Origin of the sequence: Skermanella rosea (assembly GCF_016806835.2) — a bacterium.
GTDB lineage: Bacteria > Pseudomonadota > Alphaproteobacteria > Azospirillales > Azospirillaceae > Skermanella > Skermanella rosea.
In genome coordinates this window covers 3107193-3118580 of the sequence record NZ_CP086111.1, presented here as the reverse complement: position 1 = coordinate 3118580, position 11388 = coordinate 3107193, and the positions used below count along the sequence as shown (strand labels likewise).

Annotated in this window: 12 protein-coding genes and 2 tRNA genes; 3 read left to right on the top strand and 11 right to left on the bottom strand. The window is 64.6% G+C overall.

From position 1 onward, the window contains the following. Positions 1 to 8 precede the first annotated feature (8 nt). From infA to JL101_RS14400, 8 genes are all read right to left on the bottom strand, one after another. Entirely contained in the window at positions 9 to 227 is a 219-nt protein-coding gene (infA, locus tag JL101_RS14435) for a translation initiation factor IF-1 (RefSeq protein ID WP_037452069.1), read from the bottom strand. A gap of 265 nt (positions 228 to 492) precedes the next feature. Further along, positions 493 to 1272: a succinate dehydrogenase iron-sulfur subunit gene (locus JL101_RS14430; protein WP_158045036.1), complete on the bottom strand. Its 780-nt coding sequence runs from the start codon at positions 1270 to 1272 to the stop codon at positions 493 to 495. 92 nt (positions 1273 to 1364) lie between these two features. Continuing rightward, the gene (gene sdhA / locus JL101_RS14425) at positions 1365 to 3155 is read right to left on the bottom strand and encodes a succinate dehydrogenase flavoprotein subunit (RefSeq protein ID WP_203095845.1); all 1791 of its coding nucleotides are present in this window, start codon (positions 3153 to 3155) and stop codon (positions 1365 to 1367) included. Positions 3156 to 3162: 7 nt separating this feature from the next. Next, positions 3163 to 3564, bottom strand: coding sequence for a succinate dehydrogenase, hydrophobic membrane anchor protein (sdhD, locus tag JL101_RS14420; RefSeq protein ID WP_203095843.1), 402 nt, complete (start codon positions 3562 to 3564; stop codon positions 3163 to 3165). Positions 3565 to 3573: 9 nt separating this feature from the next. Next, a complete protein-coding gene (gene sdhC / locus JL101_RS14415) occupies positions 3574 to 3960 on the bottom strand; it encodes a succinate dehydrogenase, cytochrome b556 subunit (RefSeq protein WP_203095841.1) in 387 nt (128 codons plus the stop codon). 606 nt (positions 3961 to 4566) lie between these two features. Beyond that, a complete protein-coding gene (locus JL101_RS14410) occupies positions 4567 to 4758 on the bottom strand; it encodes a hypothetical protein (protein WP_203095839.1) in 192 nt (63 codons plus the stop codon). 285 nt (positions 4759 to 5043) lie between these two features. Beyond that, entirely contained in the window at positions 5044 to 6600 is a 1557-nt protein-coding gene (locus JL101_RS14405; protein WP_203095837.1) for a DHA2 family efflux MFS transporter permease subunit, read from the bottom strand. After that, positions 6600 to 7694, bottom strand: a complete 1095-nt coding sequence (locus tag JL101_RS14400) for an HlyD family secretion protein (RefSeq protein ID WP_323374657.1) — start codon at positions 7692 to 7694, stop codon at positions 6600 to 6602. The genes JL101_RS14405 and JL101_RS14400 overlap by 1 nt, the downstream gene beginning before the upstream one ends. Before the next feature lie 177 nt (positions 7695 to 7871). On the opposite strand from JL101_RS14400, the gene JL101_RS14395 reads away from it, so the two are divergent. Beyond that, positions 7872 to 8525: a TetR/AcrR family transcriptional regulator gene (locus JL101_RS14395; protein WP_203095835.1), complete on the top strand. Its 654-nt coding sequence runs from the start codon at positions 7872 to 7874 to the stop codon at positions 8523 to 8525. Between the two features lie 202 nt (positions 8526 to 8727). Beyond that, positions 8728 to 9885, top strand: a complete 1158-nt coding sequence (locus tag JL101_RS14390) for an MFS transporter (RefSeq protein WP_203095833.1) — start codon at positions 8728 to 8730, stop codon at positions 9883 to 9885. 137 nt (positions 9886 to 10022) lie between these two features. Here JL101_RS14390 and JL101_RS14385 read toward each other — a convergent pair whose 3' ends face one another. From JL101_RS14385 to JL101_RS14375, 3 genes are all read right to left on the bottom strand, one after another. Then, positions 10023 to 10190, bottom strand: coding sequence for a YdcH family protein (locus JL101_RS14385; protein WP_158045044.1), 168 nt, complete (start codon positions 10188 to 10190; stop codon positions 10023 to 10025). A 312-nt stretch (positions 10191 to 10502) separates the two neighbouring features. Next, positions 10503 to 10578, bottom strand: a tRNA-Phe gene (locus JL101_RS14380). 219 nt (positions 10579 to 10797) lie between these two features. Beyond that, positions 10798 to 10873, bottom strand: a tRNA-Phe gene (locus JL101_RS14375). Positions 10874 to 11157: 284 nt separating this feature from the next. Between JL101_RS14375 and JL101_RS14370 the strand changes: the two genes are divergently transcribed. Then, positions 11158 to 11340: a hypothetical protein gene (locus JL101_RS14370; protein WP_203095831.1), complete on the top strand. Its 183-nt coding sequence runs from the start codon at positions 11158 to 11160 to the stop codon at positions 11338 to 11340. Positions 11341 to 11388 lie beyond the last annotated feature (48 nt).

Here is an 11388-nt window from a genome sequence, read left to right as displayed (position 1 = left end):
GCGGCAGGTTACTTGAAGCGGAATGTGATGCGGCCCTTGCTGAGGTCGTACGGGGTCATCTCCACATTCACCCGGTCGCCCGCGAGCACGCGGATGCGGTTCTTGCGCATCTTGCCCGAGGTATGCGCCAGCACTTCGTGGTCGTTGTCCAGCTTGACCCGGAACATGGCGTTCGGGAGCAGTTCCATGACGGTGCCGGAGAATTCGATCAGATCTTCTTTTGCCATAAGTCCTTTGGTCCGTTCAGGAGATTCCGGGGTGATAAGTGATCGCCGGAACCACGCGGGTCAAGCGGTTTCCCGGCGCGGGCGCACAATAGGCCGATGCGCGGGAAAACGATACTGCCCATTCGACAAAAACCCGCCACAAAGTGGTTTCCCGCGAAAGCCCCGGAAGAGGGCCTTAAAGATGACAGCGCCAGCGCCGTCCCCGCCCTTGTGCGGGGACGGCGCTGGCGCCGCGGGATACCGTGCCGGGGTGAAGCTTCCGGCCTTACTGCCGCTCGACCATCAGCTTCTTGATTTCCGCGATCGCCTTGGCGGGGTTGAGACCCTTGGGGCAGGTGCGGGTGCAGTTCATGATGGTGTGGCAGCGGTACAGACGGAACGGATCCTCGAGTTGGTCGAGCCGCTCGCCCGTCATCTCGTCGCGGCTGTCCGCGATCCAGCGATAGGCCTGGAGCAGGACGGCCGGGCCGAGATAGCGGTCGCCGTTCCACCAGTAGCTGGGGCAGCTCGTGGTGCAGCAGAAGCACAGGATGCACTCGTAGAGGCCGTTCAGCTTCTCGCGCTCTTCCGGGCTCTGTAGCCGCTCGCGGTCCGGCGGGGTGGCGGACTGGGTCTGGAGCCACGGCTTGATCGAAGTGTACTGCGCGTACACTTGGCTCAGGTCGGGGACCAGGTCCTTGACCACCTTCATGTGCGGCAGCGGGTAGATCGCGACGTCGCCCTTCACTTCCTCAATCGGCTTCAGGCACGCGAGCGTGTTGACGCCGTCGATGTTCATGGAGCACGAGCCGCAGATGCCCTCGCGGCAGGACCGCCGGAAGGCGACCGTTCCGTCGATGTCGTTCTTGATGTGGATAAGGGCGTCCAGCACCATCGGTCCGCACTTGTCGAGATCGATCTCGAACTCGTCCAGGTGCGGGTTCTGGCCGTCCTCGGGGTTCCACCGGTAGATCTTGAAATTCTTGGCGCGCTTGGCGCCCTTAGCGTTCGAGACCCTCTTGCCCGGCGTGATCCGCGAATTGCGGGGTAGCGCGAACTCAACCATCGTATCAAATCCTCGAATACCTTGCCCGCCGCCAGCCGCGGCCCGGAGCCGGAACGGCCGATGCCGCCCCGGCCTTGTTTTGGCCCGTCAGGTCAGTACACGCGTGCTTTCGGCGGGAACACCTGGACTTCGTTGGTCAGCGTGTAGAGATGGACGGGACGGAACTCGAAAGTCGTCTTGCCGCTCTCGTCGATGCTGACCACCGTGTGCTTCATCCAGTTTTCGTCGTCGCGGTCCGGATAGTCTTCCCGGGCGTGGGCCCCGCGGCTTTCCGTGCGGTTCGCGGCCGAATTCATGGTCACGACCGCCTGATACATAAGATTGTCAAGCTCGAGGGCTTCGACAAGGTCCGAGTTCCAGACCATCGTACGGTCGGTGATGCTGACGTGCGGACGCTTCGCCCAGGCCGCCTGCATCAGCTGGACGCCTTCCTCCAGCACCTCCCCGGTGCGGAAGACGGCGCAGTTGTTCTGCATGTTGCGCTGCATCTCGGCCCGCAGGTCGGCGGTGCGGATCTCGCCCTTGGCGTGCCGCAGGCGGTCGAAACGCTCCAGCGCCAGGTCGGCGCTGTCCGTCGGGAGCGAACGATGGGACGCGCCCTTCTCGATGATCTCCGACGCACGGATGGCGGCGGCCCGGCCGAACACCACCAGATCGAGCAGCGAGTTGGAACCCAGCCGGTTGGCGCCGTGGACCGACACGCAGGCGGCTTCGCCGATCGCCATCAGGCCCGGAACCACTTGGTCGGGGTTTTCCGGCGTCGGCCGGACCACCTCGCAGCGGTAGTTGGTGGGGATGCCGCCCATGTTGTAGTGGACGGTCGGCAGCACCGGGATCGGCTCCTTGGCGACGTCGACATCGGCGAAGATCTTCGCGGTCTCGGCGATGCCGGGCAGCCGCTCGTGGATCACCGCCGGGTCCAGGTGTTCCAGGTGCAGGTGGATATGGTCCTTGTTGGCCCCGACGCCGCGGCCCTCGCGGATCTCGATCGTCATCGAGCGGCTGACCACGTCGCGGGACGCCAGGTCCTTGGCCGACGGGGCATAGCGCTCCATGAAGCGCTCGCCCGACGAGTTGGTCAGGTAGCCGCCCTCGCCGCGCACGCCTTCGGTGATCAGGCAGCCGGCGCCGTAGATGCCGGTCGGGTGGAACTGCACGAACTCCATGTCCTGGAGCGGCAGCCCGGCCCGCAGCACCATGGCGTTGCCGTCGCCGGTGGAGGTGTGCGCCGAGGTGCAGGAGAAATAGGCGCGGCCGTAGCCGCCGGTCGCCAGCACCACCATGTGGGCGCGGAAGCGGTGGATCGTGCCGTCGTCCAGGTTCCAGGCCATGACGCCGCGGCAGACGCCGTCCTCGTCCATGATCAGGTCGAGCGCGAAATACTCGATGAAGAACTCGGCCTCGTGCTTCAGCGACTGCTGGTACAGGGTGTGCAGGATCGCGTGGCCGGTCCGGTCGGCGGCGGCGCAGGTGCGGTAGGCGCGCCCCTCGCCGAACTTGGTGGTCATGCCGCCGAAGGCGCGCTGGTAGATCTTGCCTTCCGCCGTGCGCGAGAAGGGCACGCCGTAATGTTCCAACTCGATGATCGCGGGGATCGCCTCGCGGCACATGTACTCGATGGCGTCCTGGTCGCCCAGCCAGTCGGACCCCTTGACGGTGTCGTACATGTGCCAGCGCCAGTCGTCCTCACCCATGTTGCCCAGCGCCGCACTGATGCCGCCCTGCGCCGCGACCGTGTGGCTGCGCGTCGGGAACACCTTGGTGATGCAGGCGGTCTTCAGGCCCTTTTCCGCCATGCCGAAGGTGGCCCGCAGGCCGGCCCCACCGGCTCCCACGACGACGACGTCGTAGGTGTGGTCGATAATCTGATAGGCGCTCGCCATCGCTGCCTCAGCCTCCGAATGCAATCTTGAGAACGGCGAAGATGCCGGCCACCGCCAGGACGAAGCACAGGAACTTCGCCGCGACGATCGCCACGACCTTCACCCATTCGTTATGAACATAGTCTTCCAGGACCACCTGGATACCGGAGGCTGTGTGGTGAAACGTCACACCGACGAACAGGACCATCATGATCGCGGAGAAGGGCGACTGCAGCCACTGGACGGCGGCGGCATGGCCGTCGCCGATAATGCTCAGCACCCCGAAGACGAACCACAGGGTCAGAGGGATCAGGGCGATCGACGTCAGCCGCGACATCATCCAGTGATGCGAGCCGGCCTTGGCCGAACCGAGGCCGCGGACGCGGCCGAGCTGGGTGCGCAGGCCGGGATTGGAGCTTGTGTTAGCCATCTGTCTTCCTCACCACGCGATCAGGGCGGCGATCCAGGTCAGGATCGTGAGGCCGGCGGAGGCCCCGACGACGATCCAGCCGCCGAGATAGACCTGGGGAAGCTCCAGGCCGTAGCCGGTGTCCCAGACCAGATGCCGGATGCCGGCGCAGAAGTGGAACCACATCGCGAAGGTCCAGGCGAACAGCAGCAGCAGGCCGAAGAACGATCCCATGAACCCGGCTGCGCGCGCGTAGCTCTCCGGCCCCGCGGCGGCGGCGAGCAGCCACCAGACCAGCAGGAACGTGCCCACAGTCAGCCCGATGCCGGTCACGCGGTGCGATATCGAAAGGACGGACGTGATCTGTGGTCGGTAAATTTGCAGATGGGGTGAAAGCGGCCGACTGCCGTTCGACATATCTGACATCCTCGCTTGGGCTGCCGCAACTTGACGCGCGCGGCTGTGCGAAAACCCGGATTCTTATTTTGCGTGCTTGATTTACGCCGCCGGTCCCACCGAGTCAACGGCACCCGCCCGCTTCGACCGCACTGCGGCATCGCGGTGCAGCATGATGCGTGCATCCGATGATTGTCCAGCCGGACTTCGCGGGGACGGGTACCAAACTGCAGAGATGTGAGCCGTTGCGGTTGTGAAGTATCCGAACAGGGCGGAGGCAGTCCTGTGAAGCCACCGCCTCACTGGCGGGTGTTCGTTTCTTTCCACGATGCGGGAAGAAATCGACCCAGTTCAGGGCTTGATCGGCAGATCATGCCGATTCCATTGACCGGGACTGGAACGCCTCGAAAGGTTTTGCAGGCTATTATATCAGTGTGGCGACATTATGGGCATCGTTGCCGATGAAACCGCATTCGGGCGGAGAGAGCCGCGACCATTTGTGCCAGCGGTGGATTTTTTTCCCGACCGCAGTGCGGGATCAGTGCTGCACCGCGTCAGGGCCGGTGCCGTCCATCGAGCGCCGAGCGGAACGGGTGGCCCTGCCGCGCCACCGGGTGCCCGATCCGGTCACGAGCGGGCGCGGAACCGCTTGCCGTTGGTCAGGATATCGTTGTTGAAGCCTTCCGCGACGCGGTCGTCGCCGCCGGAGGCAAGACAGAGCGTGATGTTGATCGAGGCAAGGATCGCCTGATCGATCTGGTCGGGATCCCGCACATAGCGCTTGATCGCCTGGAGCGCGCGGGTCACGGACTGTGCCATAACACTTCATCTCCGAAAGAATGCCGGTGCCCGATGGCGTGTCCATCGGACCGCTGCCGACATCCTGGCCCTGAACAGGTCATCTGCCTGTGAAGTAGACCACGGCGGGCCGTGAATAGTCGCACGGCTTACCTGGGGTTCTGCTTCGGCGAATATCGGCTTGGTGCTGCTGACTTATAGCGTTAAGAAAATTAACTATAAGTGAACGGCGTGAGTGGCCGGCATACTACCACTTTCGCGCAGCTTGTCTTGCGGCGGAATGAAGCATGCGGCGCCGGCGCAGCCTCAGTGTCCGCCTTCCACGGCGGCGCGCGGCTTGCGGACCAGCGGCATGAACAGGAACGCGGCGGCGAAGACGCAGGCCATCAGCAGCAGGCAGTCGCTGAAGGTCAGGACCATCGCCTCCCGCTCGACCAGGCCGTGGATGATCTTCAGCGCGGCCCGGTCGGGATCGCCCGCGATGACGCCGGACAGCTGGCCGGAGAGGCCGTCCAGCATGTCCTGCACGCCCGGCCGGGCGGTGGTCACGTTGTCGGATAGCCGGGACATATGGAGGGCGAAGCGGTCGATCAGCACCGTGTTGATCGCGGCCAGCCCGATCGCCCCGCCCAGGTTCCGCATCAGGTTGTATAGGCCGCTCGCGTTCTTGAGCTGTTCGGGCGGCAGGGTGCCGAGCGCCAGCGTGTTGATCGGGATGAAGCACATCATCAGGGAGAAGCCGCGGACCGCCTGCGGCACGAACAGCTCCCAGAAATCCGACTCGGCCGTGAGGATGGAATTGAGGTAGACGCCGAAGCCGAACATCCCGAGACCCAGCGCCAGCATCAGCCGCAGGTCCATCTTCCTGGACAGCATGCCGGCCACCGGCGCCGACATGAACTGGAACATGCCGGTGACGAACATGACCATGCCGATCTGAAGGCTGTTCAGGCCGCGGATGCGGTCGAGGAATAGGGGCATGATGTAGACGGCGCCATAGAGACCGACGCCGATGACGAAGCTGAAGAGGCAGCCGATCGCGAAGTTGCGGTCCTTGAACGCGCGCAGGCCGACGATCGGATTGTGATATGTCAAGACCCGGCGGAAGAACAGCACGGCACTGACGGCGCACACGGCCGCCGCCGTCGCGATGGCGTGATCCTCGAACCAGTCGTTGCGCGGGCCTTCCTCGACCACGAATTCCAGCGTTCCGAGGAACAGCGCCATGAACACCAGGCCTGGGAAGTCGAAGCCCTTGAGCACGCCCAGGTCCGGCTTGTCGACATCGACGAAGCTCCACGCCAAGGCGGACACGGCCAGGCCGGGCCCGACATTGATCAGGAACAGCCAGTGCCAGGACAGGCTTTGCGTCAGGTAGCCGCCGAGGGTCGGCCCAAGGGTCGGCGCCATCGTCGCCACCAGGCCGATCATGACAGACACGCCGGCGCGCCGGTCCGGCGGGAACAGCGAGAAGCTGGTGGCGAACACGGTCGGGATCATGGCGCCGCCGAGGAACCCCTGCAAAGCCCGGAAGACGATCAGCGATTCGATGTTCCAGGCGAAGGCGCAGGCGATGCTCATGGTGGTGAAGCCGATCGCCGAAACGACGAACAGCCAGCGGGTAGACATGACGCGCGCCAGGATGCCGGACAGCGGGATCATGATGACCTCCGCGATCAGGTAGGAGGTCTGGACCCAGCTGATCTCGTCGGCGCTCGCCGAAACTCCGGCCTGGATCTCCGCCAGGCTGCTCGACACGATCTGGATGTCCAGGATCGCCATGAACATGCCCACGACCATGGCGAAGAAGCCGATCCAGTCCTTCGCCGTGACGGGCCGGACCCCCGCGGCTCCGGCCGCCATCACTTGCGTCCCGTCTCGGCCGCGGCGGCTGTTCCGAAGATCCCCCCCGCCGCCAGCGGCCCGGTCCCCTCGCCGCGGGTATCGACCGAGACCTCCACCGAAAGACCGGGACGGAGCAGGCCCGACAGCGGGTTGTCGGACGGGACCGCGATGCGGACGGGAATGCGCTGGACGACCTTCGTGAAGTTGCCGGTCGCGTTCTCCGGCGGCAGCAGGCTGAACTGGGCACCGCTGGCCGGCGCGAAGCTTTCGACGGTGCCGCGCAGCACCCGTCCGGGGAAGGCATCCACCGACAGGTCGACCGGCTGGCCGCGCCGCATGCCGGCGAGCTGGGTCTCCTTGAAGTTGGCGACGACATAGACGTCGGGCAGGGGCACGACGGCGAGAAGAGAGGAACCCGCCTTGACGTACTGGCCCAGCTGGACGCCCTTGTTGCCGATCACGCCGGCGACGGGCGCGCGGATCACAGTATGGCCCAGGTTGTCCCGCGCCAGGTCGAGGTTGGCCTCGGCCTGCCTGAGCTTCGCCTCCGCCTCCTTGCGCGACGCCTGGAGCACGCCGAGCTGGTCGTGCTCCGCAGCCAGGCCGGCGGTGGCCTTGTTCAGCGCCGCCTCGGCCTTGCGGAGGTCGGCCTCGGCCGTGTCGTACCGCTGGCGGCTGACCGTGTCGCCGCTGACCAGGCTCTTCACCCTGTCGTAATCCTGCCGGGCGCGGTGCAGGTCGGCCTCGGCGCCCGCGACCGTCGCCCGGCTCTGCACGATCATGGAATGCTCGAGGATAATGCGGCTGTCGATGCTGCCGATGGCGGCCTCCGCGGCTTCCACCGCCGCGTCGGCCTGCGCTTCCTGTGCCCGGTATTCGGAATCGTCGATCACGGCGAGGATGTCGCCGGCCGATACCTCCTGGTTCTCGATGACGCGGATGTCGGCGACGTAGCCGGCGATCTTCGGACTGACGATCGAGATGTCGCTGTGCACATAGGCGTTGTCGGTCGATTCCAGGAAGCGCCCGACCGTCCACCACTGCCAGCCGAAATAGCCGCCGCCCGCCAGCACCAGGAGAGCCGCCGCGACCAGAACCGACCTGCGCATCATCCGTAACCTTTCAAAGAACGCCGTTCCCCGGATCGGCAGGGCTTGGCGTGGCACTATCGAACTGAACGGTTCAGTTCACTTTGGTCATTCGAAAAGTGAGCAGAAGGATAGAGCTTGTCAACGCAAAACTGAACGGTTTAGTTTAGGGCATGAATCTTTCCTGCGGGAGACCATGCCATGCCCATGACGGCGGTTGAGGACCAGCACCCCGAAGCCCGCCAAGGGCAGAAGCCTGCCCAGATCATGTCCGCGGCCAAGACGCTGTTCACGAGCCAGGGATTCGGCGCGACCAGCATGGATGCCATCGCCCGGGTGGCGAACGTCTCCAAGGCTACCCTCTATGCGCATTTCTCCGGCAAGGAGGAACTGTTCGCCGCCATCGTCAGCCACGAGTGCCGGACGCAGCAGAGCCTGCTGTGGGCGCCCGGCGTGGAGGAGAAGGAGGTCGACGATGCTCTCCGCGAGATCGGCCGCAATTTCCTGGACCTGCTCCTGTCGGCACCGGCCGTCGCCATCTTCCGCGTCGTCGTGGCGGAGTCCACGAGGTTTCCCGATCTCGGCCGGATCTTCTTCAACTCCGGCCCCAACCAGATGAGGCAGAGCCTCAGTTGCTACCTGGCCAAGACGGCGGCGCGCGGCCGACTTGACATCGCCGATCCCTGGCGAGCGGCAGAGCACTTCATCGGGATGCTGCAGACCCCCGTGCATTTCAGCGTGCTGTTCGGCGTGAAGGATCATTTCGCGCGGGATGAACTCGACCGGAACGTTTCGGATGCCGTAGAGGCATTTCTTCGCGCCTATCTGCCACGAGATCGGATGGAGAAGTCGTGACATAAGTGGTACAGCCTCCGAGAGGATGCTGTCTTAGAAGCGCTTTGTTCGTTGTCGTGCAGATATCCAGCAATCTTCCCGCGTCGACCACTTCGGTCATCCCGACGGACCAGACGTCTTGATGCTTGTCAATTCAGTTTCCTGGATCCCCATTATTTAGCTAAATTTGCCAGATGGAGTGGCTATGGTCCAGGAACTTGCCGTGGCGGACCGATCGCGACCGGCGCAGGCCCGCATCGCGGTCGCCGTGATCTTCTTCGTCAACGGCGCCGCCCTGTCGAGCTGGGTTCCCCATATCCCGACGGTTCAGCAGAAACTCGGCTTGAGCACCGGAACGCTGGGGCTCGCGCTGCTGGGAATTGCCGGTGGGTCCCTCGTGTCCATGCCCATCGCCGGGTGGCTGATCGCGCGGCATGGCAGCCGGGTCGTCACGCTCACCGCGGCGTTCCTCTTTTGCCTCGCGACGCCGCCGTTGCTGCTGGCTTCCAGTTTTCCGGCCCTGATCGTGGCCTTGATCCTGTTCGGGGCGTTCAACGGCGCGATGGACGTCGCGATGAATGCCCACGGAGTGGCGGTCGAGCGCAACATCGGGCGACCCGTCATGTCGTCGCTCCACGCGCTGTTCAGCATCGGTGGGCTGGTCGGGGCGGGGAGCGCGGTCGCCCTGCTACCGCTCGGACTGACGCCGGCAGCCCATGTGACCGCGGCGGCGGCCGGCGGCCTCATCCTGGTGCTCGGCTCCGCGCGCTTCCTGCTGCCCCACGAGGTCGATATCAGCACGGGCGGCGGACCGCGTTTCGTGCTGCCGCGCGGACGGCTGCTGGTGCTCGGCGCCATGGGCTTCTTCATCCTGATGCTTGAAGGCGCCATGTCGGACTGGACGGCGGTCTATCTCAAGCTCGACCTCGGTACCGACGCCGCGTTCGCCGGGGCCGGTTACGCCGTCTTCTCCGCCGCCATGGCGATCGGAAGGCTGACCGGCGACCGCATGGTTGCCAGCTTCGGTCCGGTGGCGATGGTCCGGTGGGGATCGCTGCTGGCAGCGGCAGGCCTGGGCGGAGCGCTCTTGCTGCACCATCCCATGGCCGCGGTCGTGGGCTTCGGCCTCGTCGGGCTGGGCCTCGCCAACATCGTGCCGATCCTGTTCAGCGCGGCTGGCCGGACGCCGGGAATGGCGCCGGGTTCCGCCATAGCCGCGGTGACGACGGCCGGCTATTTCGGGTTCCTGGCGGGACCGCCGCTGGTCGGCTTCGTCGCCGAAGGGCTGGGGCTGCCGGGCTCCCTTGGAATCTTGGCGGCTGCGGTTGGATTGATGGCGTTTCGGTCGGGAGTACTGGGGCCGCGCACGGGAGCGGCGTGATCCTGAGGGAACCTGAAGGGGCGTGAAGTTCGCCGTGGAGAACGGGTGGGTGAAATAGCGGTAAAACGCCCTGCGGCGGACCGGCGCCTAGCGCTCGCCGGGCGACCGCAGGGCAGAAGAAAAGCCTGTGCTTCTCCTCAGTGGCGGGAAAGCCGCGCCAATTCGTCCTTTACCCTGAGTTTATCAAACTTAAGTTTTTTGATGTCGATGTCTTCGGAGCCCGGCTGCTTCTGGAGGGCCTCTATCTGTCGGTCGAGGGAGGCATGGCGGTCGCGTAGAGCCTGAATGTGATTCTCGTTCACCATGTGACGTGCTCCATGTCTTTCAGACTATAACGAGAGAAGCATACACACTCTCAAAGGGATTGCCAGCCTCTTCGTGTATGAAAATGAAAGATTCCAGAGCCTATGCGCAACAATGGACCAGTTAAGGCGCATACCAGAATAATTTTCGTTAAGATTGCAAACGAATGTCCGATCAGCGTTTGTTTGACGGACTTTGAAGCCGATCAAAAGGGCAGGGAGGTTTCGGTGCGGGCCACATAGGGGCATGCACGGCTCGACCACGCGGGTCTTCCGCATGGGGATCGAGGCATCGCTGTCAGGGTGCATGGAAGATGGTGCCCAGGGACGGATTTGAACCGCCGACACGGGGATTTTCAGTCCCCTGCTCTACCAACTGAGCTACCTGGGCGCCGCCGTGATCCGCATCGGCCAAGGACGCCGTGCTGCGGTGGGGCAGGGAGGTGCTTATAGAAAAGATCGCTGGGGCTGTCCAGGGGAGAAGTGGCGGGGCGCGCAGGCCAGCGTGATCCTGTCAGCACGTTCTCCCGATTGCCACCGCACGCAAATACATGCCGCGCTCGGTGATCGAGGGCGCCTTCGAATTCCTGCGGGATTGTCGGTAGGGAGGTGGTGCCCAGGGACGGATTTGAACCGCCGACACGGGGATTTTCAGTCCCCTGCTCTACCAACTGAGCTACCTGGGCATCCGGTCCGGCTTGGCCTGAAGCGTCGCCGTCGGGGCGTGCTTGTAGGAAAAATTCCGGAGCCTGTCCAGCACCGGATTTCATTTTCATGCAGATTTCGTGAACCGGACGTTTGCCCGTCCGGCTGACAGGAAGGGAGTAGCCGTCCGCGTCCCCCGTTCCCGCTTCGCGCCGTCGATGTGGCAGCGCAGCATGATACTCTGTGAGAACATGCCGCACCGCGCCATGAGCGCGTGACGGTATGATGACAGGCAACCAGCATCCGGCCCGAAGGGGGTGACGTCATGAAGATCGTTGCACGCGAACAAAGCAGCTTCCGCATCACCTGCCCGAACGGCCACGACTTCACCGCTCCGCGCCACAGCATATCGGTGGAGTGCCCGACCTGCGGGGCGACCGGGAGCACCCGGGAACTGGTGGACAGGATGATCAAGAACGCGGAACTGCCCCGAGCGACGGCGGCGTGAGGGGAGATGCGCCCACCGCCGCGCCGCGCCCCCTCGGGGGAGCGATGC

Excerpts from the sequence above, each read along its gene's own strand:
- infA (WP_037452069.1), bottom strand. The coding sequence starts at position 227 with ATGGCAAAAGAAGATCTGATCGAATTCTCCGGCACCGTCATGGAACTG.
- JL101_RS14430 (WP_158045036.1), bottom strand. The coding sequence starts at position 1,272 with ATGGTTGAGTTCGCGCTACCCCGCAATTCGCGGATCACGCCGGGCAAG.
- sdhA (WP_203095845.1), bottom strand. The coding sequence starts at position 3,155 with ATGGCGAGCGCCTATCAGATTATCGACCACACCTACGACGTCGTCGTC.
- sdhD (WP_203095843.1), bottom strand. The coding sequence starts at position 3,564 with ATGGCTAACACAAGCTCCAATCCCGGCCTGCGCACCCAGCTCGGCCGC.
- sdhC (WP_203095841.1), bottom strand. The coding sequence starts at position 3,960 with ATGTCGAACGGCAGTCGGCCGCTTTCACCCCATCTGCAAATTTACCGA.
- JL101_RS14410 (WP_203095839.1), bottom strand. The coding sequence starts at position 4,758 with ATGGCACAGTCCGTGACCCGCGCGCTCCAGGCGATCAAGCGCTATGTG.
- JL101_RS14405 (WP_203095837.1), bottom strand. The coding sequence starts at position 6,600 with ATGGCGGCCGGAGCCGCGGGGGTCCGGCCCGTCACGGCGAAGGACTGG.
- JL101_RS14400 (WP_323374657.1), bottom strand. The coding sequence starts at position 7,694 with ATGATGCGCAGGTCGGTTCTGGTCGCGGCGGCTCTCCTGGTGCTGGCG.
- JL101_RS14395 (WP_203095835.1), top strand. The coding sequence starts at position 7,872 with ATGCCCATGACGGCGGTTGAGGACCAGCACCCCGAAGCCCGCCAAGGG.
- JL101_RS14385 (WP_158045044.1), bottom strand. The coding sequence starts at position 10,190 with ATGGTGAACGAGAATCACATTCAGGCTCTACGCGACCGCCATGCCTCC.
- JL101_RS14370 (WP_203095831.1), top strand. The coding sequence starts at position 11,158 with ATGAAGATCGTTGCACGCGAACAAAGCAGCTTCCGCATCACCTGCCCG.